This is a genomic window from Superficieibacter sp. HKU1, assembly GCF_029319185.1.
Lineage (GTDB): Bacteria > Pseudomonadota > Gammaproteobacteria > Enterobacterales > Enterobacteriaceae > Superficieibacter.
Genome location: NZ_CP119754.1, coordinates 3,741,946 through 3,767,008 on the forward strand (window position 1 = coordinate 3,741,946; position 25,063 = coordinate 3,767,008).

A 25,063-nucleotide genomic window follows, 5' to 3' on the forward strand; every position below is an offset into this window, starting at 1 on the left:
TTAGTCCCCGCAAAAAAATAGTGTACCCACAGCCATTTTTCTTTTACGGATGGAACAACAATGCCAAATTCAGATAATAATCACGTTCATGATTTACGTTCCGCGCTCGCGTTACTAAAAACGCTGCCCGGCGAGTATGTAGAAACCGATACCGAAGTCGATCCAAACGCAGAGCTTTCCGGCGTATACCGTTACGTCGGCGCAGGCGGCACCTGTCAGCGCCCTACCCGCAAAAACGGCCCGGTAATGATGTTTAATAAAATCAAAGGATTTGACAACATCAGCGTTGCCATCGGCCTGAACGGCTCGCGTAAACGCGTCAGCCATTTTTTGAACTGCGCGCCGGAAAAGCTGGGACACTTACTGAAGGACTCAGTACAACACGCCATCGCTCCGGTGACGGTGCAGGATGAGGCGGTATGCCAGCAGGTAGTGCATCTGGCAAGCGATGCGGATTTCGACCTGCGTAAACTGCTGCCCGCCCCCACCAATACCGAGGAGGATGCAGGCCCTTACATCACCATGGGGCTATGCTACGCCTCCGATCCCGATACGCATGAATCCGACATTACCATTCACCGGCTGTGCGTACAGAGCCGCGACGAGCTTTCGATGTGGCTGACGCCGGGGCGTCATATTGATGCTTTCCGTATGAAAGCGGAGGCGGCGGGCAAACCGCTACCGATTTCCATCAGCATCGGCGTCGATCCCGCTATTGAAGTCGCCGCCTGTTTTGAACCGCCGACGACCCCGCTGGGTTTTAATGAGTTAAGCATTGCCGGTGCGCTCCGTGGCCAGGCGGTAGAGATGGTGCAATGTCTTACCATCAACGAAAAAGCGATTGCGCATGCCGAGATCGTTATAGAAGGCGAATTGCTACCTAATGTGCGCGTGCGGGAAGATCAAAATACCAATACGGGCAGAGCGATGCCGGAGTTTCCTGGCTATACCGGCGAAGCCAAAGAGGCGATTCCGGTGATTAAGGTGAAAGCCGTCACCCATCGTAAAAATCCGGTCTGGCGCACCACCGTCGGGCCAGGCGAGGAGCACGTCAATATGGCGGGCATCCCGACCGAAGCCAGCATTCTCGATATGGTTGAACGTGCGATGCCGGGTAAACTGCTCAATGTTTTCGCTCATTCTGCGGGTGGCGGTAAGCTGCTGGCCGTGCTGCAATTTAAAAAATCGTCTCCCGCGGATGAAGGTCGTCAGCGTCAGGCGGCCCTGCTGGCCTTCTCCGCCTTCCCTGAACTGAAACACGTGATCTTAGTCGATGAGGACGTGGACATTTTCGACAGCGATGATGTGATGTGGGCGATGCAAACGCGCTATCAGGGCGATGTAGATACGGTTTTTATCCCCGGCGTGCGCTGTCATCCGCTGGATCCGTCGCAGGTGCCGGAATACAGTCCGTCCATCCTGCAACAAGGGATGTCCTGTAAAACGATTTTCGACTGCACCGTGCCGTTCCACCTGAAACATAACTTTGAGCGTTCCAAATTCCAGCACGTTGACGTGAAACGCTTCCTGCCAGATTTCGAATAAGGGGACCGACATGAAACCACGCATCATCATCGGCATCAGCGGCGCATCCGGTTTCCAGTATGGTGTTAAGGCGCTGGAACTTCTTCAGCCCCTGCCGCTGGAGGTTCATCTGGTCGTCTCGAAAGGGGCGGAAAAAACCTGTGAACTGGAAACAGTTTATCGGCTGGATGAGGTGATGGCGATGGCTGATGTTGTGCACCCTATTGGCAATCTGGGCGCGTCAATTTCCAGCGGCTCTTTTAAAACGCTGGGAATGCTGGTGGCTCCCTGCTCCATGCGATCGCTGGGAGCCATCGCGCACGCACTTACCGATAATTTGCTGACCCGGGCGGCGGATGTAGTGCTAAAGGAACGGCGGCGCCTGGTGCTGCTGGCGCGGGAAACGCCGCTGAATCTGGGTCATATACGCAATATGCAGGCGGTAACCGAAATGGGCGGGATCATCTTTCCGCCCGTTCCGGCGCTGTATCAGCGCCCGTCATCGGTGGATGCCATTATTACCCATAGCGTCAGTCGCGCTCTCGATCTCTTTAATCTCGAGATAAATACGATCCCCCGCTGGGGAGAAGGCAAACTTAATTACGATCGTTAATTTTCAGGATATATTTCCACAGGAAAATTTAAAATGTTAATTGGTCCTTATGTAAATGGCTCGGCGGTAATTATCGGCGGGCTGCTGGGAGCGTTCGCCGGAGGAAAACTGCCTGAACGCGTTAAAACGGCGCTGCCGATGACGTTCGGGCTTTGCTCAGTCGGTCTTGGTATTACGCTGGTATTAAAAGTAAAATATATGCCCGCCGTGGTTCTGGCAATGGTGCTCGGTGCCATTATCGGCGAGCTTCTGCATCTGGAAAAAGGCATTGGGAAAGCCGCGGGTTCTACCCGGGGAATTATTAATAAGGTCCTTCCGCCGGTGCCTGGCTTAACGCACGAAGAATTTACCGAAAAATTTGTTGCCATTCTGGTTCTGTTTTGCGCCAGCGGCACCGGTATTTTTGGCGCAATGACGGAAGGAATGAGCGGCGACCCATCCATCCTTTATATTAAAACGATTCTCGATCTGTTTACGGCGGGTATTTTTGCTACTTTGCTGGGTTATTCGGTCATAACTATTGCCCTTCCGCAAGTCATTATTCAGGTCGCTCTTGCCATGCTTGCTGTATTCATCCTGCCAATGATTACCCCGGAAATGATGGCTGATTTTTCCTGCGCAGGCGGCCTGTTGATGGTCGCAACCGGATTGCGTATCTGTAATATTAAACTTTTTCCTGTCGCTAATATGCTTCCAGGGCTGGTTTTGGTAATGCCTTTCTCGCATTTTTGGGCTACGCTTGTCGCCTGATTTCCGTGGTGACCCGAAAGAATCCTTCGGGTCCCCTTTTTCCTTCAGGAGTATCCATGATCAGGGAACACGTCATTTTACTGGATGCGCAGGATCGCCCCTCTGGCACACTGGAAAAGTATGCGGCGCACACGGCGACAACGCCTTTGCACCTGGCCTTCTCTTCATGGCTGTTCAATACGCAAGGACAGCTTCTGGTCACGCGCCGCGCTCCTGGCAAAAAAGCCTGGCCCGGCGTGTGGACCAACTCGGCGTGCGGTCATCCACAGGAAGGCGAAACCTTCGAGCAGGCGATTGCCCGCCGCTGCCGCTTTGAACTGGGTGTGGAGATTGCCGATCCAATACCGGTTTACCCGGCCTTTCGCTACTGTGAAATCGATCCTTCCGGGATTATGGAAAACGAGGTGTGTCCGGTTTATGCCGCGCGGGTGGTGAGCGATATAAAGGCGAATCCCGACGAAGTGATGGATTACCAGTGGGTAGGGCTGGATGAAATGTTCAATGCGCTTGCGGCTACGCCATGGGCGTTTAGCCCGTGGATGGTACAACAGTCTTCTTTTGCCGATGCACGTGCCGCGCTGAAACGCTATATCCGGCAGGCATAAAAAAGCCCCGGCGTTTAGCGTCGGGGCTTTTTTCAGTACAACAGGCTTACTTCACCGGGCGCATCGCCGGGAACAGGATCACGTCGCGGATGGTGTGGCTGTTGGTGAACAGCATCACCATACGGTCAATACCAATACCCAGACCTGCGGTCGGCGGCAGGCCGTGTTCCAGCGCGGTCACGTAGTCTTCGTCAAAGAACATCGCTTCGTCATCGCCTGCGGCTTTGGCGTCAACCTGATCCTGGAAGCGCTGCGCCTGATCTTCGGCATCGTTCAGTTCGCTAAAGCCGTTACCGATTTCACGTCCGCCAATGAAGAACTCAAAGCGATCGGTGATTTCAGGATTCACGTCATTACGGCGCGCCAGCGGAGAGACTTCTGCCGGGTATTCGGTGATGAAAGTCGGCTGAATCAGGTGCGCTTCCGCTACTTCTTCGAAGATCTCGGTGACGATACGGCCCAGGCCCCAGCTTTTCTCGGGTTTAATGCCGATAGATTCGGCAATCGCTTTGGCTGAATCAAAGTTATCCAGATCGGCCATTTCCGTTTCCGGACGGTATTTCTTGATCGCTTCGCGCATGGTCAGTTTTTCAAACGGCTTGCCGAAATCGAACGTCACATCGCCATAAGGCACTTCAGTTTTGCCCAGAACATCCTGCGCCAGGGTGCGGAACAGGGATTCGGTCAACTCGATCAGATCTTTATAATCTGCATACGCCATATAGAGTTCCATCATGGTGAACTCTGGGTTATGGCGAACGGAGATGCCTTCGTTACGGAAGTTACGGTTGATTTCAAAGACGCGCTCAAAGCCACCGACCACCAGACGTTTCAGGTACAGTTCCGGCGCGATACGCAGGTACATGTCCAGATCCAGCGCATTATGATGGGTGATGAACGGACGCGCAGACGCACCGCCTGGGATCACCTGCATCATCGGCGTTTCGACTTCCATAAAGCCACGGCCAACCATGAACTGACGAATACCGGCGAGGATCTGCGAACGCGCTTTAAAGGTATTACGGGATTCATCGTTAGAGATGAGGTCCAGATAACGCTGACGATAGCGCGCTTCCTGATCCTGCAAACCGTGGAATTTGTCCGGCAGCGGGCGCAGCGCTTTGGTCAGCAGACGCAGTTCGGTACAGTGGATAGACAGTTCGCCCGTTTTGGTTTTGAACAGCTTACCTTTTGCGCCGAGGATGTCGCCGAGATCCCATTTCTTGAATTGCTCGTTATAAACGCCTTCCGGCAGATCGTCACGGGCAACATACAGCTGAATGCGGCCGCCAACGTCCTGCAGGGTAACAAAAGAGGCTTTACCCATGATACGACGGGTCATCATGCGGCCAGCAACGGTGACCTCGATGTTCAGCGCTTCCAGCTCTTCGTTTTCTTTCGCATCAAAGTCAGCGTGCAGTTGGTCTGAGGTATGGTCGCGACGAAAATCGTTCGGGAAGGCAATTCCCTGCTCGCGAAGGCCAGCCAGCTTCTCGCGGCGCGATTTCAGTTCATTATTAAGATCGGCCGCCGCGTCAGCGCTCTGTACGTTTTGTTCAGACATGTTGGTTCCTCATAACCCTGCTTTCAAACTTGCTTCGATGAATTGATCCAGGCTGCCATCCAGCACCGCCTGCGTGTTACGGGTTTCAACCCCGGTGCGCAGGTCTTTGATGCGGGAGTCATCAAGGACATAAGAACGGATCTGGCTGCCCCAGCCAATGTCAGACTTGTTGTCTTCCATCGCCTGCTTCTCAGCATTTTTCTTCTGCATTTCCAGTTCATAAAGCTTCGCTTTCATCTGCTTCATGGCCTGGTCTTTGTTTTTATGCTGGGAACGGTCGTTCTGACACTGGGTTACCGTATTGGTCGGAATGTGCGTAATACGTACTGCGGATTCGGTACGGTTAACGTGCTGGCCACCCGCACCGGATGCGCGATAAACGTCAATACGCAGGTCCGCCGGGTTGATATCGATATCGATATCGTCGTCTACTTCCGGGTAAACAAAGGCGGAACTGAACGAGGTATGGCGACGGCCGCCGGAGTCAAACGGACTCTTACGAACCAGACGGTGAACGCCGGTTTCGGTACGCAGCCAGCCATAGGCGTAATCGCCGGAAATCTTGATGGTCACGGATTTGATACCCGCGACTTCGCCTTCAGACTCTTCAATGATTTCGGTTTTAAAACCGCGCGCTTCCGCCCAGCGCAGATACATACGTTCCAGCATGCTGGCCCAGTCCTGCGCTTCTGTACCGCCTGAACCTGCCTGGATATCCAGGTAGCAGTCGGCATTGTCGTATTCGCCGGAGAACATGCGGCGAAACTCAAGCTGCGCCAGTTTCTCTTCCAGCACGTCAAGTTCGGCAACGGCTTCGTTGAAGGTATCTTCGTCGTCGGCTTCAACAGCCAGCTCCAGTAGCCCGGAAACATCTTCCAGCCCCTGAGACATGTGATCCAGGGTTTCGACAATGGCTTCGAGGGAGGAACGTTCTTTACCCAGCGCCTGTGCGCGTTCAGGTTCGTTCCAGACGTCCGGCTGTTCCAGCTCGGCGTTTACTTCTTCGAGACGCTCTTTCTTCGCATCATAGTCAAAGATACCCCCTAAGAACGCCAGAGCGATCGGTGAGGTCCTGAATGCGGTTTTTTACCGGGTTAATTTCAAACATAGTCAGGTTTCTTTTATTGAACGTGTCAAAATGCAGTTATAAGGGTGAGATTGTACCCAATTCACGGCTTTTTTTATACACACAAAATTATTCGGGATGTATCCGGGCGCAGGCCCGGAACGACCGATAATCCTGCGCCAGAGTTTGCAGCAGGAGGTGAATATCAGGCGCTACAGTGGCCAGATATGATCGATGATAATTTGCAGGCTGCGGTTGCCGCGAAACTCGTTAATATCGAGTTTGTAAGCCAGTTCAACCTCGCGCACGCCGTTATCCGGCCAGCAGGAGGTATCGACATTAAACGCAATGCCGTCCAGCAGCGGACCGCCGCCGACCGGCTCAACCATCACTTTCAGGTGACGTTCACCCACAATGCGCTGTTGCAGCAGGCGAAAACGTCCGTCAAACAGCGGCTCCGGGAACATTTGTCCCCACGGGCCGGCATCACGCAGCATTTCGGCAATTTCCAGCGTCATATCGTCGGGCGAAAGCGGACCGTCGGAAACCACCTCGCCCTGCAATAATGCCGGATCGAGCCACTCGGTAATCAGTTCGCCAAAGCGCTGCTGAAATTCGTCAAAGCGCGTCTCATCAAGGGAAAGCCCCGCCGCCATCGCATGACCACCGAACTTAATGATCAGCTCCGGGTAGAGGGTATCCAGACGCTCCAGCGCGTCGCGCATATGCAGACCGGCAATGGAACGCCCTGAGCCTTTCAGGGTGCCGTCTCCCGCAGGTGCAAAGGCAATCACCGGGCGGTGAAAACGCTCTTTGATCCGCGAGGCCAGAATACCCACCACCCCCTGATGCCATTCGGGATGATACATCGCCAGCCCACCGGGCAAAGCCTCACGGCTGCGCTCCAGCTTTTCGCACAGCGCCAGCGCTTCGATTTGCATCCCCTGCTCGATCTCTTTACGCGTCTGGTTAAGCGCGTCGAGTTCGCTTGCCAGCACGCGGGCCTCGGCGATGTTCTCGCACAGCAGCAGCGCCACGCCGACCGACATATCGTCGAGCCGTCCGGCGGCGTTCAGCCGTGGGCCGAGTGCAAAGCCTAAGTCGCTGGCGGCTAAGCGGTGCGGTTCACGGCGGGATATCTCCAGCAGCGCTTTAATACCAGGACGGCATTTACCGGCACGAATGCGATTCAGGCCCTGCCAGGTGAGAATGCGGTTATTCGCATCAAGCGGCACCACATCCGCCACCGTGCCGAGCGCCACCAGATCCAGCAGTTCGGCCAGATTCGGTGCCGCAATGCCGCGCGTCTCAAACCAGCCCCGATCGCGTAAATGGGCACGCAGGGCCAGCATCAGATAAAACGCCACGCCAACGCCCGCCAGTGATTTCGACGGAAAATCGCAGTCGCGCAGGTTGGGGTTAACGATCGCTTCGGCGTCCGGGAGCGTGTCGCCGGGCAGATGGTGATCGGTGACCAGTACCGGGATCCCCAGCGCATGCGCCCGATCGACCCCGGTGATGGAAGAGATCCCGTTATCCACGGTCATGATCATCTGCGCGCCACGGGCATGCGCCTGATCGACCACCTCCGGACTCAGGCCGTATCCATCCTCAAAACGGTTCGGCACCAGATACGCCACGCTTTCGCAGCCCAGCGCCCGCAGCGCCAGTACGCTAAGCGCGGTGCTGGTCGCGCCGTCGGCGTCAAAGTCGCCGACCACGACGATACGCAACCCTTCGCGAAGCGCGTTGTAGAGCATATCGACCGCTTTCTCAACGCCGGTCAGTTGCTGCCAGGTCAGCATACCTTTGACGCTTCGCTCCAGATCCTGCGCCCCTTTCACGCCACGGCTGGCGTAGAGCCGCCGCAATAGCGCAGGCAGGTCGGCGGGAAGATCCGCTGTTTCATCCACCTCGCGGCGGCGTAGTTGTATCGGTTGTTTCACGCGAATTATTTACCGCTGGTCTGTTTCTGGTGCTCATCGAGGAAAGCTTTCATCTCTTTCGGCCCCTGATAGCCCGGCACGACATTGCCATCGCTTAACACGATAGCGGGCGTGCCGTTGACGCCGAACTGCACGCCAAGCGCGTAATGGTCGGCGATATCGATATCGCATGAGGCTGGCGTCACGCCTTTGCCGTTCATCGCATCGTCGAACGCTTTATTACGATCTTTCGCGCACCAGATAGCTTTCATATCCTGCTCGGGCTGGCTTTGCAGACCCGCGCGCGGGAAGGCAAGATAGCGCACGGTAATGCCCAGCGCGTTGTAGTCTTTCATCTCTTCATGCAGCTTGTGGCAGTAGCCGCAGGTGATGTCGGTAAAGACGGTGATGACGTATTTTTCCTGCGGCGCTTTATAGACGATCATCTCTTTTTCCAGCGCGTTCAGGTGCTTCATCAACAGCTGATTGGTAACGTTAACCGGATGTGCGCCGCTGACGTCATACATTGGCCCCTGGATCATGTGCTTGCCGTCGTCGGACACATACAGCACGCCGCTGTTGGTCAGAACGGTTTTCATACCCGCGACAGGCGCAGGCTGAATATCAGTGCTTTGCACGCCAAGCTTCGCCAGAGCCTGTTGGATCGCCGCATCGTCAGCGTGGGCCATACCGGTAAACGCCGTGGTCAGCAGCGACAGGATCAATAAACCTTTTTTCATAACGTATCCTTTTATTTCAGGCAATCACGCGCGCGGATGATGCTGCTGATGTAACTGCCGTAAGCGTTCAGTGGCTACATGGGTATAAATTTGCGTCGTCGAAAGATCGCTGTGGCCCAGTAGCATTTGCACGACGCGCAAATCCGCGCCGTGATTAAGTAAATGGGTGGCAAAGGCATGGCGCAGCACGTGCGGCGACAGTTTTTCGCTGTCGATACCAGCAAGCTGCGCGTAATGCTTAATGCGATGCCAGAAGGTCTGGCGCGTCATCTGCTGCGCGCGCTGACTGGGAAACAGGACGTCAATGGAGACGCCGTTTAACAGCCAGGGCCGCCCGTGTTCAAGATACGTTTCCAGCCAGTACACCGCTTCTTCGCCGAGCGGCACCAGCCGCTCTTTATTGCCTTTACCGATCACCCGTACCACGCCCTGCCGCAGGCTGATATCGCTCATGGTCAGCCCTACCAGCTCAGAGACGCGCAGTCCGGTGGCGTACAGCACTTCCAGCATGGCTTTATCGCGCAGCTCCAGCGGCTGATCGGTAACGGGCGTTTGCAGCAGACGTTCAACCTGCTGCTCGGATAAATCTTTTGGCAGCCGCTGCGGCAGCTTTGGCGACGCCAGCAGCGCGCTGGGATCGTCCGCACGGATTTTTTCACGGTACAGATGCTGAAAAAACCGCCGCGTGGCGCTCAGCAGCCGTGCGGAACTGGTGGCTTTATAACCGCCCGCCAGGCGCTCCGCCAGCAACGACTGAAGATCGTCATGCTGCACGCGTTCGAGCGATAATTCGCGGTGATGCAGCCATTCCACCAGCATCGTCAGATCGCGTCGATAGGCGCTGAGCGTATTCTCCGCCAGGTTGCGCTCCAGCCAGAGCGCATCCAGAAACTGTTCTATACGTGCAAGATCCTGATCCATCCGTGCCTCTTTACCGCCTCTGCTGCTGCATTATGCCTGATTAATTCACGTTTCTGGTACACTGAGCGCAAAGTCACGAGAAGAATTGAGACGTTTACGCCATGAACATTGGTCTTTTTTACGGTTCCAGCACCTGCTACACCGAGATGGCAGCAGAAAAAATTCGCGACATTATCGGGCCGGAACTGGTCACGCTACACAACCTGAAAGATGATTCTCCCGCGCTGATGGAGCAGTACGATGTCCTTATTCTGGGCATTCCAACCTGGGATTTCGGCGAAATTCAGGAAGACTGGGAAGCCATCTGGGATCGGCTCGGCACGCTCAACCTGAAGGACAAACCCGTTGCCCTTTATGGTATGGGCGATCAGCTGGGCTATGGCGAATGGTTCCTTGACGCGCTTGGTATGCTCCACGATCAACTGACGATGAATGGCGTGAAGTTCATCGGCTACTGGCCCACTGAAGGCTACGAATTCACCAGCCCAAAACCGGTTATCGCCGACGGCAAACTGTTCGTTGGTCTGGCGCTGGATGAAACCAATCAATACGATCTCAGCGATGAGCGCATCCAGACGTGGTGCGAGCAGATCCTTATGGAGATGGCAGAGCAGTTCTCCTGAGCCTTCATTATTAACGCCGCGCTGGCTGTTGCATTAGCATCCGGCGCAGATCGCGCCATTCACCGCTTTCCATGCTGTCCGCTGCCAGCCACAGGTGCTGTCGCCGACGGCTACCCAACTTACGTAGTCGCAGCATCATGCCGCTTTTCAGCATCCAGGGTGCGCCGGTAATTTCCCATTCTTGACCCTGCCAGCGCAGCCGGGAATTCATCATCAGTTTGATTTCCCCCTGGCAGGCGTTGATACGCCGTTGGCTACGCACGCAGTCAAATACCACCAGCGACAGCAGCAGCAGCCATAGCGGCAGGTAGCTTAACGGCCACGGCATGAGTAAAACCAGAGCGGCGACCACGCCATGAAGCAGAAGCGATAGCCACTGTGAGCGCCACGAGACGCGTAAATCAGATTGCCACAGGACCACGTTCCCGATTCCGTGTTTGAATTAATTGCACCATGCGTTGTAGATCTGCGTCAGCGGGTTTACCGTGATTCATCAACCAGTTAAATAAATCCGGGTCGTCGCATTCCAGCAGGCGAATGAAGAGATGTTTGTCATCATCACTCAGCGTGTCGTACTCGTATTCAAAAAAAGGCATGATGGAAATATCGAGTTCGCGCATACCGCGGCGGCATGCCCAGTGGATACGGGCTTTGTTATTAATATCCATGTTTTCAATCCTGCGTCGCTAGATCAGAGTAGTGTAACGCGTTTTATCGACTTACTTTACAGGATTATTGTGTCCTGCGAGCCTGATTCCACTTAAAATCCTGTAAAATTAATCATTTCTCCACAATTGCCTTTCCTGTTCCACCGCAAAAACGGCACAAAAGGCGCGTTAAAAGCGCTTGCAATGGCAACTGGCTCTTTTACCATGAGTTATATTCTTACTTCGCGTTACGCAACCAGGACAACATTATGGCTTTTACTCCATTTCCTCCGCGCCAGCCTTCCGCCTCCGCGCGTCTGCCGCTGACGCTTATGACGCTTGATGACTGGGCGCTGGCGACCATTACCGGCGCGGATAGCGAAAAATATTTACAGGGTCAGGTAACGGCTGACGTGGCTACCCTGACGGAACATCAGCATCTGCTGGCCGCGCATTGCGATGCCAAAGGCAAGATGTGGAGTAACATGCGTCTTTTCCACCACGCCGGAGGCTTTGCGTGGATTGAGCGCCGCAGCCTGCGCGATGCCCAGCTTACCGAACTGAAAAAGTACGCGGTGTTTTCTAAAGTAACCATCGCCGCTGATGATGAGTCCGTGCTTTTAGGTATTGCCGGATTCCAGGCCCGCGCGGCCCTGGCGAATTTATTCAGTGAATTACCGGACGCTGATAAACAGGTCACGACAGAGGGCGAGACATCACTGCTGTGGTTTGCGCATCCTGACGAGCGTTTCCTGCTGGTGACCGATGCGGCAACGGCGCAGCGTGTTACCGAGGCCCTGCGTGGCGAAGCGCAATTGAATAACAGCCAACAGTGGCTGGCGCTGAATATTGAAGCCGGGCTGCCGGTGATTGACGCGGCCAACAGCGGGCAGTTTATTCCGCAGGCCACTAACTTGCAGGCGCTGGGCGGCATCAGCTTTAAAAAAGGCTGCTATACCGGGCAGGAAATGGTTGCCCGCGCCAAATTCCGCGGCGCGAACAAACGCGCGCTGTGGTCGCTGGCAGGCCAGGCCAGCCGCGTTCCGGAAGCCGGGGAAGATCTGGAGCTGCAAATGGGCGAGAACTGGCGCCGCACCGGCACCATCCTGGCTGCCGTACAGCTTGACGATGGACGCCTGCTGGTTCAGGCGGTGATGAATAACGATATGGAGCCGGACAGCGTTTTCCGCGTGCGCGATGACGTGAACACCCTGCATATTGAGCCGCTGCCGTATTCGCTGGAAGAAAGCTGAGTTTGAATGTCCCCGGCGCGCCTGACGCCGCCGGGGCTTTTACACCTTGCCGATATACAAATAAATCGCCAGAAAGTGACAGACGCTGCCGCCCAGCACGAAGCCGTGCCAGATCGCGTGGTTGTAGGGAATGCGCTTGCAAACGTAGAAAATTACCCCCAGCGAGTAAACAATCCCGCCCGCCGCCAACAGCGTGACGCTGCCTGCCGCCAGTTTGACCGCCATTTCATAAATCACTACCAGCGACAGCCAGCCCATCGCCAGATAGGTCACCAGCGATAAGACCTTAAAGCGATGCGCAATGGTCAGTTTGAACAAAATGCCCAGCAGCGCCAGGCTCCAGATGACGATCATCAGCCCGCGCGCCAGCGGTGAATCCAGGCCTACCAGCAGGAAAGGCGTATAGGTTCCGGCAATCAGCAGATAGATCGCACAGTGGTCGAATTTTTTTAGCCATAGCTTAGCCCGCTGATGGGGAATGGCGTGGTAAAGGGTTGAGGCCAGGAAAAGCAGGATCATACTCCCGCCGTACAGGCTGTAACTGGTGATCGCCGTCGCGCTGGCATTGCTGTCCACCGCCTGCACCAGCAACAACACCAGTCCGACAATACCAAACACCAGTCCGATACCGTGGCTGATGCTGTTGGCAATTTCCTCTGCCAGTGAATATCCCTGCGTCATTGACGGCTTACGAACCATAGTGAACTCCGGAAGAACGGACGATATGCACGATGCTTCACCAGAGTAGCTGAGAATAGTTTCAGTGAACACCTGTTCGCTAAAATAAAACAGAAAAAAAATAATGAACTTAAAATCAAAAAGATAAATGTAAAATCCACCTTACAGCTGTTTAGTTTTTAACTAAATAAAATCAATGACCTGCTTCGGTTCGCACGATCCTTTCCGCAACGAGGCGTAAAACGGCATAATGATGCCAACGTTTTCATTCAGGGTAATTATCATTGTGAGCATCTTCACCCACGCCGCGATCGTCACGCTTAACAATCTTGAGATGAAGGTCTATCACTACGTTATCAAAAACCGTGACGCGGTAATGTATATGACCATTCGCGAACTGGCGGATGCGGCGGAGGTTTCAACGACTACGGTGCTGCGCTTTTGTCGCAAGCTCAATTGCGAGGGTTACTCAGAATTTCGCGTGCGTTTTAAACTCTATCTTGAGCAGAACGAACCGCAGCGGCCTGATTTTGGGGCCAGCGAAATTATCAGCTTTTTTAAAAGCGTTAATAATGACGAGTTTGATAAATTACTGGATCGTGCGGTCGATATTATTCTCTCCTCAGAACGAATAATATTCGTCGGCGCAGGCACCTCTGGCTCGCTGGCAAAATATGGCGCGCGATTCTTTTCAAACGTCGGAAAATTCAGTAACCATATTGACGATCCTTATTTCCCGGTCACCAATGACATGGCGAAAAATGCGCTGGCAATTGTATTGTCAGTATCCGGCGAAACGGAGGAGATCCTGCGCTTTGCCAGCCAGTTCAGCCTGCACCACTGTAAGGTGCTTTCCATTACCAGCCATGAACAGTCGCGACTGGCAAAACTGGCAGATTTTAATCTCTCCTGGCATGTATCCCAGACGCGGATCGGTGGCGTCTATGATATTACGACCCAGGTTCCGGTCATTTATATTCTGGAGGCGTTGGGTAGAAAGCTGGCAAAAAAACTGCCGTGAAAAACACCCTGTTTTTTTGGTGTAACAAATCACCTTCCGCGCGATTTGTTATATCGTGACATTGATTAACGTATTTGCCAGACTCGGAGGCAGAACGTAATAGATCGAGGTCAGAATGAAAAAATTAACGTTACCAAAAGATTTTCTGTGGGGCGGCGCGGTGGCCGCACATCAGGTTGAGGGCGGCTGGGATCGGGGCGGAAAAGGCCCCAGCATTTGCGACGTGCTGACCGGCGGCGCGCACGGCGTTCCGCGTGAGATCACCGGGCAGGTGGTGCCGGGCAAATACTATCCGAATCACGAAGCGGTGGACTTCTACAGCCATTACAAAGAGGACATCAAACTCTTTGCCGAAATGGGCTTCAAATGCTTCCGCACCTCTATTGCCTGGACGCGTATTTTCCCAAAGGGCGATGAGCTGGAGCCAAATGAAGAAGGTTTGCAGTTTTACGATGATGTATTTGATGAACTGCTTAAATACAACATTGAGCCGGTGATCACCCTTTCCCATTTTGAGATGCCGCTGCACCTGGTGCAGCAGTACGGCGGCTGGACCAACCGGAAGGTGGTGGATTTCTTTGTTCGCTTCGCGGAAGTGGTTTTCGAGCGCTACAAAAACAAGGTCAAATACTGGATGACCTTCAACGAAATCAATAACCAGCGTAACTGGCGCGCGCCGCTGTTTGGCTACTGCTGTTCCGGCGTCGTCTATACCGACCACGACAATCCCGAAGAGACCATGTATCAGGTGCTGCATCACCAGTTTGTTGCCAGCGCGCTGGCGGTGAAGGCGGCGCGGCGCATTAATCCGGCGATGCAGGTCGGCTGCATGCTGGCAATGGTGCCGCTGTACCCCTTCTCCTGTAAGCCGGAAGACGTGATGTACGCGCAGGCATCAATGCGCGAACGTTATGTCTTCACCGACGTGCAGCTGCGCGGCTACTATCCGTCATATGTATTGAATGAATGGGAACGTCGCGGATTTACCATCGCGATGGAAGCAGGTGATGAGCAGATCCTGCGCGAGGGAACCTGTGACTATCTCGGTTTCAGCTATTACATGACCAATGCGGTGAAAGCCGATGGCGGCAGCGGCGATGCCATTTCCGGTTTTGAGGGCAGCGTGCCTAACCCGCACGTCAAAGCCTCCGACTGGGGCTGGCAGATCGATCCGGTCGGCCTGCGCTACGCGCTGTGCGAGCTTTATGAGCGCTATCAGAAACCGTTGTTTATCGTTGAGAACGGCTTTGGCGCGTACGATAAGGTAGAAGCGGACGGCAGCATTAACGATGATTATCGCATCGACTACCTGCGCGCGCATGTGGAAGAGATGGTCAAAGCCGTTACGCACGATGGCGTGGATCTGATGGGCTATACGCCGTGGGGCTGCATTGACTGCGTGTCGTTTACCACCGGACAGTACAGCAAACGCTACGGCTTTATTTACGTCAACAAGCATGATGACGGTACCGGCGATATGTCCCGTTCACGCAAGAAAAGTTTTGCCTGGTATCAGGGCGTGATTGCCAGTAACGGCGAGAATCTTTAATCGTTTATGCCACGCGGGTCGCGTGGCCGACGACCTGGTAAAACTGTAGGCCCGGTAAGCGCAGCGCCACCGGGCATGGACGTTCCACCGGGCACCTATTTCCCACCCGCCAGTTCAAGAAAACTTCCCGTCACATACGACGCTTTCTCACTCAGCAGCCAGACTATCGCCTGCGCCACCTCTTCCGGCTGGCCACCGCGCTGCATCGGTAGCGCCGATTTTACCCGGTCCACGCGCCCCGGCTCGCCGCCGGAGGCGTGCATCCCGGTATAAATCAATCCGGGTCGCACACCGTTAACCCGAATGCCCTGCGCCGCCACTTCCAGCGCCAAACCGGTGGTTAACGTATCCACCGCCCCTTTAGAGGCGGCGTAATCGACATATTCACCCGGTGCACCCAGCCGCGATGCGGCGGAGGAGACGTTAACAATCGCCCCACCCGGCCCGCCGTGCCGGTGCGACATCCGCTTTACCGCCTCACGACAGCAGAGAAAGTAGCCTGTCACATTCGTCGCCAGCACGCGGTTGATGCGGCTGGCATCAAGCTCCTCAACCGTACACTGCTGAAACAAAATTCCCGCGTTATTCACCAGCGCGATCAGCGGCTCGCCCGTGCGGTCAATGGCGTCAAACATTGCCATCACCTGTGATTCATCGCTGACATCCGCACGCACAGCGAACGCGCGGCCGCCCTGCTCAGTTATCGCCTCGACAACCCCGGTCGCCGCCTGAATATTGTGATGATAATTTACCGCTAGCGTATAGCCCTCACCCGCCAGCTGCAACGCGGTCGCGCGTCCAATCCCCCGGCTGGCGCCGGTCACAAGTGCAATGCCCATTTATCCTCCTGAAGATAAAAAAAGCCGGGCAGCGCTGACGCTTACCCGGCTTGTCATACTGTAGCCTTTATTACTGATATTCGCTCAGCGGCACACAGGAGCAGAATAAATTACGGTCGCCGTAAACATCATCAAGACGCTTCACGGTCGGCCAGTATTTATTCACCGGGCCTGCCGGGAAGACCGCCTCTTCACGGCTATAGCCATGCGCCCACTCCGCGACCAGCTCACGCTGCGTGTGCGGGGCGTTGACCAGCGGGTTATCCTCCAGCGTCCATTCGCCTTTCTGCACGCGGTCGATTTCCGCGCGGATCGCCAGCATTGCCTCAATAAAGCGATCCAGCTCCATCTGGCTTTCTGACTCGGTTGGCTCGACCATCAGCGTCCCCGCGACCGGGAAGGACATGGTCGGCGCGTGGAACCCATAGTCAATCAGGCGCTTGGCGATATCCAGCTCGCTGATCCCGGTGACTTCTTTCAGCGGACGGATGTCGAGAATACATTCGTGCGCCACGCGCCCGTCGCGGCCGGTGTACAGCACCGGGAAAGCGTCTTTCAGACGGCTGGCAATGTAGTTGGCATTCAGAATCGCCACCTGGCTTGCCTGCTTCAGCCCTTCCGCGCCCATCATGCGAATGTACATCCAGCTAATCGGCAGGATAGAGGCGCTGCCAAACGGTGCCGCAGAAACCGCACCCTGACGAGTGAGCATACCCTCGATTTGCACCACGCTATGGCCCGGCACAAACGGAGCCAGATGCGCCTTCACGCCAATCGGTCCCATGCCCGGACCGCCGCCGCCGTGCGGGATGCAGAAGGTTTTATGCAGGTTGAGATGGGAAACATCCGCGCCGATAAAGCCTGGCGAGGTGATGCCCACCTGAGCGTTCATGTTCGCGCCGTCAAGATAAACCTGGCCGCCAAACTGGTGCACGATATCGCAGACTTCGCGAATGGTCTCTTCATACACGCCGTGAGTGGAGGGATAGGTCACCATGATGCAGGAAAGGTTGTCGCTCGACTGCTCCGCTTTCGCGCGCAGGTCGTTAAGATCGATGTTGCCGTTTTTATCGCAGGCCACCACCACCACGCGCATCCCCGCCATCTGCGCGGAAGCCGGGTTAGTGCCGTGGGCGGAACTCGGGATCAGACAAATATCGCGGTGCCCTTCGTTACGGCTTTCGTGATAGTGACGGATCGCCAGCAGCCCCGCATACTCACCCTGCGCGCCGGAGTTCGGCTGCATACAGAGCGCATCGTAGCCTGTCAGTTTGACCAGCCAGTCGGAAAGCTGGTTGATCATCTGATGATACCCTTCCGCCTGATCCGCCGGGCAGAACGGATGCAGCTCGGCGAATTCTGGCCAGGTAATAGGGATCATTTCCGCGGCGGCGTTGAGCTTCATGGTACAGGAGCCGAGCGGGATCATCGCCTGATTCAGCGCCAGATCTTTGCGCTCCAGCGAGTGCATATAACGCATCATCTCGGTTTCGCTATGATAACGATTGAAGACCGGATGCGTGAGGATTGCGTCGTCGCGCAGCATGGCGGCCGGAATGGCGCGGCTGTCATGGGCAACGTCTTTATCCAGCGCGTCGATATCCAGGCCGTGATCGTCGCCAAGAAGAACGGCAAACAGCGTAAGCACGTTGTCACGGGTGGTACTTTCATCCAGGGTGATGCCTACCGCGTTGTGAATGTCGCTGCGCAGGTTGATTTCCGCCGCCTCGGCACGCGCCAGCACGGCCGCTTTATCCGCAACGTCAACGCAGAGGGTATCGAAATAGTGGGCGTGGCGCAGTTTCAGACCTTTTTGCTGTAAGCCAGCCGCCAGGATATCGGTGAGGCGGTGGATACGGCTGGCAATTCGTTTCAGGCCAACCGGTCCGTGATAAACGGCATACAGGCTGGCAATGTTAGCCAGCAGCACCTGCGAGGTACAAATGTTGGAGTTGGCTTTCTCGCGGCGGATATGTTGCTCGCGGGTCTGCATCGCCATGCGCAGTGCCGTGTTGCCTGCGGCATCTTTCGACACGCCAATGATTCGCCCCGGCATGGAGCGTTTAAATTCGTCTTTTGCCGCAAAGAAAGCAGCATGTGGGCCGCCGTAGCCCATAGGGACGCCGAAGCGTTGTGCAGAGCCGAAGACGATGTCCGCGCCCTGTTTGCCCGGTGCGGTCAGCAGCACGAGCGCCATAAAATCCGCGGCCACGCTGACGACGATTTTGCGTGATTTCAGTTCGCCAATCAGCGCGCTGTAATCATGAATTTCCCCGGTGGTGCCGACCTGTTGCAGCAGCACACCAAAGACATCCTGATGATCCAGCACTTTGTCGGCATCGTCGACAATCACGTCAAAACCAAAGGTTTCGGCACGGGTGCGCACCACGTCCAGCGTTTGCGGATGCACATCGGCGGCCACGAAGAAGCGGTTGGCGTTTTTCAGCTTGCTGATGCGTTTTGCCATCGCCATCGCTTCTGCGGCGGCGGTTGCTTCGTCCAGCAGCGAGGCGGACGCCATCTCCAGCCCGGTCAGATCCAGCGTCACCTGCTGGAAGTTGAGCAGCGCTTCCAGACGGCCCTGAGAGACCTCCGGCTGATATGGCGTGTAGGCGGTGTACCAGCCAGGGTTTTCCAGCATATTGCGCAGGATCACCGGCGGTAATTGAACGTTGGTGTAACCCATGCCGATGTAAGACGTGAAGCGCTTATTGCGGCGGGCAATGGCCCTGAGTTCCGCCAGCGCGGCGTGTTCGGTCGCGGCATCCCCCACCTGCGGCGGGGTGGCAAGCTGGATGTCTTTTGGCACAATCTGGCCGATCAGCGCGTCCAGCGACGCGGCACCCACGGCATTCAGCATAGCCTGCTGTTGCGTGGCATCCGGTCCGATATGGCGTTCAATGAAAGCGCCGCTGTTTTCAAGCTGACTTAACGTCTGGGTCATGAGCGAGGGTTCCTGAAACATTCGGTGAATGGTGGTTATTTTTGGCCGGATGCCCGGTGGCGCTACGCTTACCGGGCCTACGGATTGTGTCTGGTCTGGCTTCTGGCCGGATGCCCGGTGGCGCTACGCTTACCGGGCCTACGGAATGCGTCTGGTTCGGCTTCGTATCCGGCGATGAAGGCTTATTCGTCTTCTAACAGTGCCTCATAGGCAGTGGCATCCAGCAGCGCGTCAATTTCGGTTTCGTCACTGGCTTTGATTTTAAAAATCCAGCCGCCGGCATAAGGCTCGCTGTTAACCAGTTCCGGGGAGTCGCCCAGCGCGTCGTTTACCGCCACAATTTCACCGCCGATCGGCGCATAAATGTCGGAGGCGGCTTTCACTGACTCTGCCACCGCGCAGTCATCACCAGCGCTGACGGTAGTGCCCACGTCCGGTAAATCGACAAACACCATGTCGCCCAGCAGCTCTTGCGCATGTTCAGTAATGCCGACAGTGTAAGAACCGTCCGCCTCTTTGCGCAGCCACTCGTGTTCTTTACTGTATTTCAGTTCCGCAGGTACATTGCTCATCGCTCATTCTCCAGAAAGTACATTACGCAACGGCGTTGCCGTTACGAACAAAAACAGGTTTCGTGACCTTAACCGGCATTTCCCGGTTGCGGATTTGCACAATCGCTTTATCGCCAATGCCTGCCGGAACGCGTGCCAGCGCAATGCTGTAGCCCAGCGTCGGCGAGAAAGTGCCGCTGGTGATAACGCCTTCCTGCGGGTTGCCCTGCGCATCGGTAAAGCGCACCGGTAATTCATTACGCAGCACGCCTTTTTCGGTCATCATCAGGCCGACCAGCTGTTCGGTGCCTCTTTCACGCTGCAATTCAAGCGCGTCGCGGCCAATAAAATCGCGATCGGCGGGTTCCCAGGCGATAGTCCAGCCCATATTTGCCGCCAGCGGAGAGACGCCTTCGTCCATTTCCTGACCGTAGAGGTTCATGCCCGCTTCAAGACGCAGCGTGTCGCGCGCGCCCAGGCCGCAGGGTTTAACCCCCGCATCGACCAGCGCCTGCCAGAAATCCGCCGCCTGCTCATTGGGCAGCGCAATTTCATAACCCGCTTCGCCGGTATAGCCGGTGGTCGCGATAAACAAATCGCCCGCCTGTACGCCAAAGAACGGTTTCATACCCGCTACTGCCTGGCGCTGTTCTTCAGTAAACAGCGTGGCCGCTTTCGCCTGTGCATTTGGCCCCTGGACCGCAATCAGGGACAGATCGTCGCGCACGGTGATGTCGATGGCGTAAGATTCGGCGTGCTGGGTGATCCAGGCAAGGTCTTTTTCACGGGTGGCGGAGTTAACGACCAGGCGGAAGAACTCTTCCGTGAAGTAATAGACGATAAGGTCGTCAATCACACCGCCGGATGCATTGAGCATGCCTGAGTAAAGCGCCTTACCGGGTTTCGTCAGTTTTGCGACGTCGTTAGCCAGCAGATAGCGTAAAAACTCCCGGGTACGGTTACCGCGAAGATCGACGATAGTCATATGCGAGACGTCAAACATACCGGCGTCGGTACGCACCGCGTGGTGCTCATCAATCTGGGAGCCGTAATGCAGCGGCATCATCCAGCCGTGAAAATCCACCATTCGTGCGCCGCACTGGGTGTGTTGTTCGTATAACGGAGTCTGTTGAGCCATCTTTTCCTCGTCAAATCAGCCGGGTTTCGCCAGCGAAACAGTGGCGACGCAAACGTTCTCTTTGGTCTGAACTTACCACCGAACCCTGGCGTAAACCATAAGCTAAAGAAGGTCATCACATTAGCTTATGACCAAAATGCGCAGAAACCGCAGCAGAATTTTTGACTGGCTAAATGCGCAACGACGCGAAAAAAAGCATATATCGACGGCTCAACAACGAATTTAGCAATATTTAAATTGGGAAAACTGGCAAAAATTTCTTAGAGCACAATTGATGACATTACAAAAAGTAATGCGAAAAGATGAGTGAAATTAGAATTTCTCAAACGAGGTAAAAAATCCCGGCGCTGAGGCCGGGAAGAAAAGTGTGACCCAGTTAACGTAACCAGTCAGGGAGATCGTTTACTCCCATCGCCTGACGGATGAGTTGCGGTTTCACGCCGGGTAGCGTGTCGGCGATTTTCAGGCCAATATCGCGCAGGAACTTTTTCGCCGGATTATGCCCGGCGAAGAGTTCGCGAAATCCCTGCATCCCGGCAAGCATCAGCGCGGCGCTGTGCTTACGACTGCGTTCAAAGCGGCGTAAATACATGTACTGCCCGATATCTTTACCCTGCTGATTAAGACGGCGCAGTTCACCGATCAGTTCCGCCGCATCCATAAAACCAAGGTTAACGCCCTGCCCGGCCAGCGGATGAATGGTATGGGCAGCATCGCCAACCAGCGCCAGACGGTGCGCAGCAAACTGGCGCGCGTAGCGGCCGGTTAACGGGAAAACCTGGCGTTCGCTCTCCACGTTGCACAGCCCCAGACGATGATCAAAAGCAACCGTTAATGCCTGATTAAACGCGGTGTCTTCAGCCTGCTGCATCCGCGCGGCCTCGTCAGGGGCCAGCGACCAGACGATAGAACACAGGTGCGGATCGCTAAGCGGCAGGAACGCCAGGATGCCCTCGCCGTGAAAGACCTGACGCGCCACGCCCTGATGCGGCTCGGCGGTACGGATGGTCGCGACCAGCGCATGATGGTTATAGTCCCAGAAGGTCAGCGGGATATCGGCTTTGTCGCGCAGCCAGGAGTGAGCGCCGTCCGCTCCCACGACCAGCCGGGCAGTCATCATGCTGCCATCTTTCAGATTCAGGAAGACCTCGTTCTCGCCCCACGCTACCTGCTGCAACTCAGCCGGAGCGATTAACGTTACGTCCTGACACTGCTGCGCTTTTTGCCACAGCGCGTAATGAATGACGTCATTCTCAATAATATGACCCAGATGAGTATGGCCCATGCTGCGATCGTCAAAACTGATATGCCCGAAGCTGTCCTTTTCCCACACTTCCATGCCGTGATAGCAGCTGACACGCTGTTCGATAACAGAAGACCATACCCCAAGATGGGTCAGCAGCTTTTCGCTGGCCGCGTTAATGGCCGATACGCGTAGCGCATGGGGCGCGTCCATCTCTGGTTTTTGGACCGTTTTTTGTTCCAGTACGGCCACGCGCAGGCCGCTGCCCTGAAGACCGCAGGCAATCGCCAGCCCGACCATTCCCCCGCCAACAATCGCTACGTCAACACTTTGCACAGTTCTACTCCTGAAGCCTGATTCGGCAGGCGAGATGGTTTGAATGAGATAGCTTAGCGCGTTACCCAGCCCAGCGTGCGGCGGGCCAGCGCGTTACGGGCCACAGAGCAGCCTTCCATCGCCATCAGTCCCACGTTACGTCCGGCAATCAACGGAAACCAACGGTTAGCAAACAGATGCACCAGCCCGTCGGTGACACCGATGGTGGCAGCTTTATCCGCGCTGCGGCGGTCGCGATAGCGACTGAGCGTAGCATAGCTGCCGGGATCGTCTGCCTGCGCCAGCGTCTCCGCCAGACTCATCACATCGCGCAGGCCAAGGTTAAAGCCCTGACCGGCAATGGGGTGCAGCGTTTGCGCGGCGTTGCCCACCAGCGCCAGCCGATGCGAAATAGACGCGGAAGCGGTGGTGAGCGCAAGCGGATAGGCCGCCCGCTGCCCGGCATGCGTAATACGCCCCAGCCGCCAGCCAAAGGCGCGCTGTAATTCGTCACAAAATTGCGCGTCGGTCCACGACATGACTTCGTCGCGGCGGTCGAGAGGATGGCACCAGACCAGCGAGCTGCGCCCGGCAGACATTGGCAACATGGCGAGGGGGCCGTCTGGCGTAAAACGCTCAAAGGCACGCCCCTGATGAGCAAGCGCGGTGGTGACGTTGGCAATCACCGCTATCTGCTGATACGGCTGTTGTTGCCACTGAATACCGCACTGCGCGCCGAGCGCCGAGCGTGAACCATCAGCGGCCACCAGCAGACGTCCTGTCAGCGTGTCACCGTTATCCAGCGTAACGCTGACATCATCCTGACAGCGCGCCAGGCTGACCACGCTCGCAGGACAGTGCAGCGTTACGCCGGGCGCTTTACGCAGGAGCGCAAACAGATGCTGACCAACGTCATGAAGTTCCACCACCTGTCCTAGCGCCGGAATCGCATAATCGCTGGCGTCCAGCATGACCGCGCCCGCATGACCGCGATCGCTGACGTGGACCGTGTTAATCGGCGTAGCGCTGCGGGCAATGGCCTGCCAGACGCCGATACGCGCCAGCTGCTCACAGGTTCCTGCGGCCAGCGCGATGGCTCGCGCGTCAAAGCCCGGATGGGCCGCCGCGTCAGGCGCGACCGCCTCGATCAGATGGATCGCCAGCGCTCCCTGAGTTAAGTGTGATATCGCCAGCGCCAGCGTTGCGCCGGTCATGCCGCCGCCTACAATAATCACGCTCATTGTTCGCGCGCCGCCGCCATTAAGGCTTCGATATCGTCGGCTTTTTTCACTACGCGATCGGTGAGATTTTCATTGCCCGACGCGGTGATCACGATGTCATCTTCAATGCGAATGCCAATCCCGCGATACTGCGGCGGCACATCGGCATCCGGCGCGACATAAAGCCCCGGCTCGACGGTCAGCACCATGCCGGGTTCCAGCACCCGCGAACGATCAACGCCGTAGGCACCGACATCGTGAACGTCCAGCCCCAGCCAGTGGCTCAGACCGTGCATAAAGAACGGGCGATGGGCGTTGCTGGCGATAAGTTCTTCCACCTCACCCTGCAAAATGCCGAGCTTCACCAGACCAGCGATCATGATGCGCACGACCTCGGTGGTCACCTCCTGAATGGTGGTTCCCGGCCGATAAAGTTTGAGCGCGGTTTCCAGCGACGCAAGCACGATGTCGTAGATTTCACGCTGCGCCGGGGAAAATTTGCCGTTCACCGGGAAGGTGCGCGTAATATCGCCCGCATAGCCCCGGTATTCGCAGCCCGCGTCGATCAGCACCAGATCGCCGTCGCGCAGTTCGCTTTCGTTTTCGGTGTAGTGCAGGATGCAGCCGTTTTCGCCGCCGCCGACAATGGTGTTATACGACGGGTAACGCGCGCCGTGGCGCGTAAATTCGTGGTGAATTTCCCCTTCCAGTTGATATTCAAACATGCCCGGACGGCATTGTTGCATCGCCCGAATATGCGCCAGCGCGGTGATCTCCCCGGCGCGGCGCAGCACGTCAATTTCTTCCGCCGATTTGAACAGGCGCATCTCATGCACCAGTGGACGCCAGTCGGCAATGTTGCCAGGCGCGGAGAGATTCTGCCGCGAGCCTTTACGCAGTTTTTCCAGCGCGTTAAAGACGATTTGGTCAGCATACGCATACTCGCCCTGGGCGTGCCAGACGGTGTCCAGACCGTTAAGTAATTGATAAAGCTGCGCATTGATTTCGCTAAACGCCAGCGCCCTGTCGACGCCCAATTTTTCCGGGGCGGCGTCCTGACCGAGACGGCGGCCAAACCAGATCTCCGCCGTCAGATCGCGCAGGCGGTTAAACAATACGCTGTGGTTGTGGGTATCATCACTTTTAATCAGCACCAGCACGGCTTCCGGCTCATTGAAACCGGTGAAGTACCAGAAGTCGCTGCTCTGGCGATACGGATACTCGGTATCCGCGCTGCGCGTGGCTTCCGGCGCGGCAAAGATCAGCGCCGCGCTGCCCGGTTGCATCTGGGCCAGAAGTGCCTGGCGACGACGGTGAAACTCCTGCTGAGTCAT

Annotated in this window: 23 protein-coding genes; 8 read left to right on the plus strand and 15 right to left on the minus strand. The window is 56.0% G+C overall.

Translation table 11 applies throughout. The annotated features are described in order from the left end of the window. Window positions 1–60: 60 nt before the first annotated feature. Genes P0H77_RS17720 through idi form a run of 4 tightly spaced genes read left to right on the plus strand, consistent with a single transcriptional unit; the run spans window position 61 to window position 3,492 of the window. Window positions 61–1,545: a UbiD family decarboxylase gene (locus P0H77_RS17720; RefSeq protein ID WP_276158599.1), complete on the plus strand. Its 1,485-nt coding sequence runs from the start codon at window positions 61–63 to the stop codon at window positions 1,543–1,545. Between the two features lie 10 nt (window positions 1,546–1,555). After that, window positions 1,556–2,137: a UbiX family flavin prenyltransferase gene (locus P0H77_RS17725; protein WP_276158600.1), complete on the plus strand. Its 582-nt coding sequence runs from the start codon at window positions 1,556–1,558 to the stop codon at window positions 2,135–2,137. A 33-nt stretch (window positions 2,138–2,170) separates the two neighbouring features. After that, window positions 2,171–2,887, plus strand: coding sequence for a DUF554 domain-containing protein (locus P0H77_RS17730; RefSeq protein WP_276158601.1), 717 nt, complete (start codon window positions 2,171–2,173; stop codon window positions 2,885–2,887). Window positions 2,888–2,943: 56 nt separating this feature from the next. Then, a complete protein-coding gene (idi, locus tag P0H77_RS17735) occupies window positions 2,944–3,492 on the plus strand; it encodes an isopentenyl-diphosphate Delta-isomerase (RefSeq protein ID WP_276158602.1) in 549 nt (182 codons plus the stop codon). 46 nt (window positions 3,493–3,538) lie between these two features. Here the strand turns inward: idi and lysS are convergent, their stop codons facing one another. From lysS to xerD, 5 genes are all read right to left on the minus strand, one after another. Beyond that, on the minus strand, window positions 3,539–5,056 hold the full coding sequence (gene lysS / locus P0H77_RS17740) for a lysine--tRNA ligase (RefSeq protein WP_276158603.1): 1,518 nt from the start codon (window positions 5,054–5,056) through the stop codon (window positions 3,539–3,541). Window positions 5,057–5,065: 9 nt separating this feature from the next. After that, a protein-coding gene (gene prfB / locus P0H77_RS17745; protein WP_176920966.1) for a peptide chain release factor 2 occupies window positions 5,066–6,164 on the minus strand; the annotation gives its coding sequence in 2 pieces (ribosomal slippage) (window positions 5,066–6,088 and window positions 6,090–6,164; 1,098 coding nt in all). A gap of 170 nt (window positions 6,165–6,334) precedes the next feature. Next, window positions 6,335–8,068, minus strand: coding sequence for a single-stranded-DNA-specific exonuclease RecJ (recJ, locus tag P0H77_RS17750; protein WP_276158604.1), 1,734 nt, complete (start codon window positions 8,066–8,068; stop codon window positions 6,335–6,337). 5 nt (window positions 8,069–8,073) lie between these two features. After that, on the minus strand, window positions 8,074–8,787 hold the full coding sequence (dsbC, locus tag P0H77_RS17755; RefSeq protein ID WP_276158605.1) for a bifunctional protein-disulfide isomerase/oxidoreductase DsbC: 714 nt from the start codon (window positions 8,785–8,787) through the stop codon (window positions 8,074–8,076). Between the two features lie 24 nt (window positions 8,788–8,811). Beyond that, complete coding sequence (xerD, locus tag P0H77_RS17760; protein ID WP_276158606.1) at window positions 8,812–9,708, minus strand: site-specific tyrosine recombinase XerD; 897 nt, start codon at window positions 9,706–9,708, stop codon at window positions 8,812–8,814. Between the two features lie 101 nt (window positions 9,709–9,809). On the opposite strand from xerD, the gene fldB reads away from it, so the two are divergent. Next, a complete protein-coding gene (gene fldB / locus P0H77_RS17765) occupies window positions 9,810–10,331 on the plus strand; it encodes a flavodoxin FldB (RefSeq protein ID WP_276158607.1) in 522 nt (173 codons plus the stop codon). 10 nt (window positions 10,332–10,341) lie between these two features. Here fldB and P0H77_RS17770 read toward each other — a convergent pair whose 3' ends face one another. Both P0H77_RS17770 and sdhE read right to left on the minus strand, forming a co-directional pair. Continuing rightward, on the minus strand, window positions 10,342–10,752 hold the full coding sequence (locus P0H77_RS17770) for a protein YgfX (protein WP_276158608.1): 411 nt from the start codon (window positions 10,750–10,752) through the stop codon (window positions 10,342–10,344). After that, window positions 10,733–10,999, minus strand: coding sequence for an FAD assembly factor SdhE (sdhE, locus tag P0H77_RS17775; protein ID WP_276158609.1), 267 nt, complete (start codon window positions 10,997–10,999; stop codon window positions 10,733–10,735). Before sdhE ends, P0H77_RS17770 begins: the two co-directional genes overlap by 20 nt. A gap of 248 nt (window positions 11,000–11,247) precedes the next feature. On the opposite strand from sdhE, the gene ygfZ reads away from it, so the two are divergent. After that, the gene (gene ygfZ / locus P0H77_RS17780) at window positions 11,248–12,231 is read left to right on the plus strand and encodes a tRNA-modifying protein YgfZ (protein ID WP_276158610.1); all 984 of its coding nucleotides are present in this window, start codon (window positions 11,248–11,250) and stop codon (window positions 12,229–12,231) included. 39 nt (window positions 12,232–12,270) lie between these two features. Here the strand turns inward: ygfZ and P0H77_RS17785 are convergent, their stop codons facing one another. After that, window positions 12,271–12,930 carry a hemolysin III family protein gene (locus P0H77_RS17785; RefSeq protein WP_276158611.1) on the minus strand — a complete coding sequence of 220 codons (660 nt, stop codon included), beginning with the start codon at window positions 12,928–12,930 and terminating at the stop codon, window positions 12,271–12,273. 271 nt (window positions 12,931–13,201) lie between these two features. Here P0H77_RS17785 and P0H77_RS17790 point away from each other — a divergent pair, with 271 nt between their 5' ends. Beyond that, entirely contained in the window at window positions 13,202–13,930 is a 729-nt protein-coding gene (locus tag P0H77_RS17790) for a MurR/RpiR family transcriptional regulator (protein ID WP_276165172.1), read from the plus strand. Window positions 13,931–14,045: 115 nt separating this feature from the next. After that, window positions 14,046–15,479, plus strand: a complete 1,434-nt coding sequence (locus P0H77_RS17795; RefSeq protein WP_276158612.1) for a 6-phospho-beta-glucosidase — start codon at window positions 14,046–14,048, stop codon at window positions 15,477–15,479. Between the two features lie 95 nt (window positions 15,480–15,574). Here P0H77_RS17795 and P0H77_RS17800 read toward each other — a convergent pair whose 3' ends face one another. From P0H77_RS17800 to pepP, 7 genes are all read right to left on the minus strand, one after another. Beyond that, window positions 15,575–16,318: an SDR family oxidoreductase gene (locus tag P0H77_RS17800; RefSeq protein ID WP_276158613.1), complete on the minus strand. Its 744-nt coding sequence runs from the start codon at window positions 16,316–16,318 to the stop codon at window positions 15,575–15,577. 70 nt (window positions 16,319–16,388) lie between these two features. Continuing rightward, a complete protein-coding gene (gcvP, locus tag P0H77_RS17805; protein ID WP_276158614.1) occupies window positions 16,389–19,262 on the minus strand; it encodes an aminomethyl-transferring glycine dehydrogenase in 2,874 nt (957 codons plus the stop codon). A 182-nt stretch (window positions 19,263–19,444) separates the two neighbouring features. Then, a complete protein-coding gene (gene gcvH / locus P0H77_RS17810) occupies window positions 19,445–19,834 on the minus strand; it encodes a glycine cleavage system protein GcvH (protein WP_276158615.1) in 390 nt (129 codons plus the stop codon). Between the two features lie 22 nt (window positions 19,835–19,856). Next, entirely contained in the window at window positions 19,857–20,951 is a 1,095-nt protein-coding gene (gene gcvT, locus P0H77_RS17815; RefSeq protein WP_276158616.1) for a glycine cleavage system aminomethyltransferase GcvT, read from the minus strand. A 376-nt stretch (window positions 20,952–21,327) separates the two neighbouring features. Beyond that, window positions 21,328–22,530, minus strand: a complete 1,203-nt coding sequence (gene ubiI / locus P0H77_RS17820; RefSeq protein WP_276158617.1) for an FAD-dependent 2-octaprenylphenol hydroxylase — start codon at window positions 22,528–22,530, stop codon at window positions 21,328–21,330. A 53-nt stretch (window positions 22,531–22,583) separates the two neighbouring features. Further along, window positions 22,584–23,750, minus strand: a complete 1,167-nt coding sequence (gene ubiH, locus P0H77_RS17825) for a 2-octaprenyl-6-methoxyphenyl hydroxylase (RefSeq protein WP_276158618.1) — start codon at window positions 23,748–23,750, stop codon at window positions 22,584–22,586. Next, the gene (gene pepP / locus P0H77_RS17830; RefSeq protein WP_276158619.1) at window positions 23,747–25,063 is read right to left on the minus strand and encodes a Xaa-Pro aminopeptidase; all 1,317 of its coding nucleotides are present in this window, start codon (window positions 25,061–25,063) and stop codon (window positions 23,747–23,749) included. Before pepP ends, ubiH begins: the two co-directional genes overlap by 4 nt.

Bases quoted from the DNA above. Each gene is read 5' to 3' on its own strand.
- P0H77_RS17720 (WP_276158599.1), top strand. From the start codon at position 61: ATGCCAAATTCAGATAATAATCACGTTCATGATTTACGTTCCGCGCTC.
- P0H77_RS17725 (WP_276158600.1), top strand. From the start codon at position 1,556: ATGAAACCACGCATCATCATCGGCATCAGCGGCGCATCCGGTTTCCAG.
- P0H77_RS17730 (WP_276158601.1), top strand. From the start codon at position 2,171: ATGTTAATTGGTCCTTATGTAAATGGCTCGGCGGTAATTATCGGCGGG.
- idi (WP_276158602.1), top strand. From the start codon at position 2,944: ATGATCAGGGAACACGTCATTTTACTGGATGCGCAGGATCGCCCCTCT.
- lysS (WP_276158603.1), bottom strand. From the start codon at position 5,056: ATGTCTGAACAAAACGTACAGAGCGCTGACGCGGCGGCCGATCTTAAT.
- dsbC (WP_276158605.1), bottom strand. From the start codon at position 8,787: ATGAAAAAAGGTTTATTGATCCTGTCGCTGCTGACCACGGCGTTTACC.
- xerD (WP_276158606.1), bottom strand. From the start codon at position 9,708: ATGGATCAGGATCTTGCACGTATAGAACAGTTTCTGGATGCGCTCTGG.
- fldB (WP_276158607.1), top strand. From the start codon at position 9,810: ATGAACATTGGTCTTTTTTACGGTTCCAGCACCTGCTACACCGAGATG.
- sdhE (WP_276158609.1), bottom strand. From the start codon at position 10,999: ATGGATATTAATAACAAAGCCCGTATCCACTGGGCATGCCGCCGCGGT.
- ygfZ (WP_276158610.1), top strand. From the start codon at position 11,248: ATGGCTTTTACTCCATTTCCTCCGCGCCAGCCTTCCGCCTCCGCGCGT.
- P0H77_RS17785 (WP_276158611.1), bottom strand. From the start codon at position 12,930: ATGGTTCGTAAGCCGTCAATGACGCAGGGATATTCACTGGCAGAGGAA.
- P0H77_RS17795 (WP_276158612.1), top strand. From the start codon at position 14,046: ATGAAAAAATTAACGTTACCAAAAGATTTTCTGTGGGGCGGCGCGGTG.
- P0H77_RS17800 (WP_276158613.1), bottom strand. From the start codon at position 16,318: ATGGGCATTGCACTTGTGACCGGCGCCAGCCGGGGGATTGGACGCGCG.
- gcvP (WP_276158614.1), bottom strand. From the start codon at position 19,262: ATGACCCAGACGTTAAGTCAGCTTGAAAACAGCGGCGCTTTCATTGAA.
- gcvH (WP_276158615.1), bottom strand. From the start codon at position 19,834: ATGAGCAATGTACCTGCGGAACTGAAATACAGTAAAGAACACGAGTGG.
- gcvT (WP_276158616.1), bottom strand. From the start codon at position 20,951: ATGGCTCAACAGACTCCGTTATACGAACAACACACCCAGTGCGGCGCA.
- ubiH (WP_276158618.1), bottom strand. From the start codon at position 23,750: ATGAGCGTGATTATTGTAGGCGGCGGCATGACCGGCGCAACGCTGGCG.
- pepP (WP_276158619.1), bottom strand. From the start codon at position 25,063: ATGACTCAGCAGGAGTTTCACCGTCGTCGCCAGGCACTTCTGGCCCAG.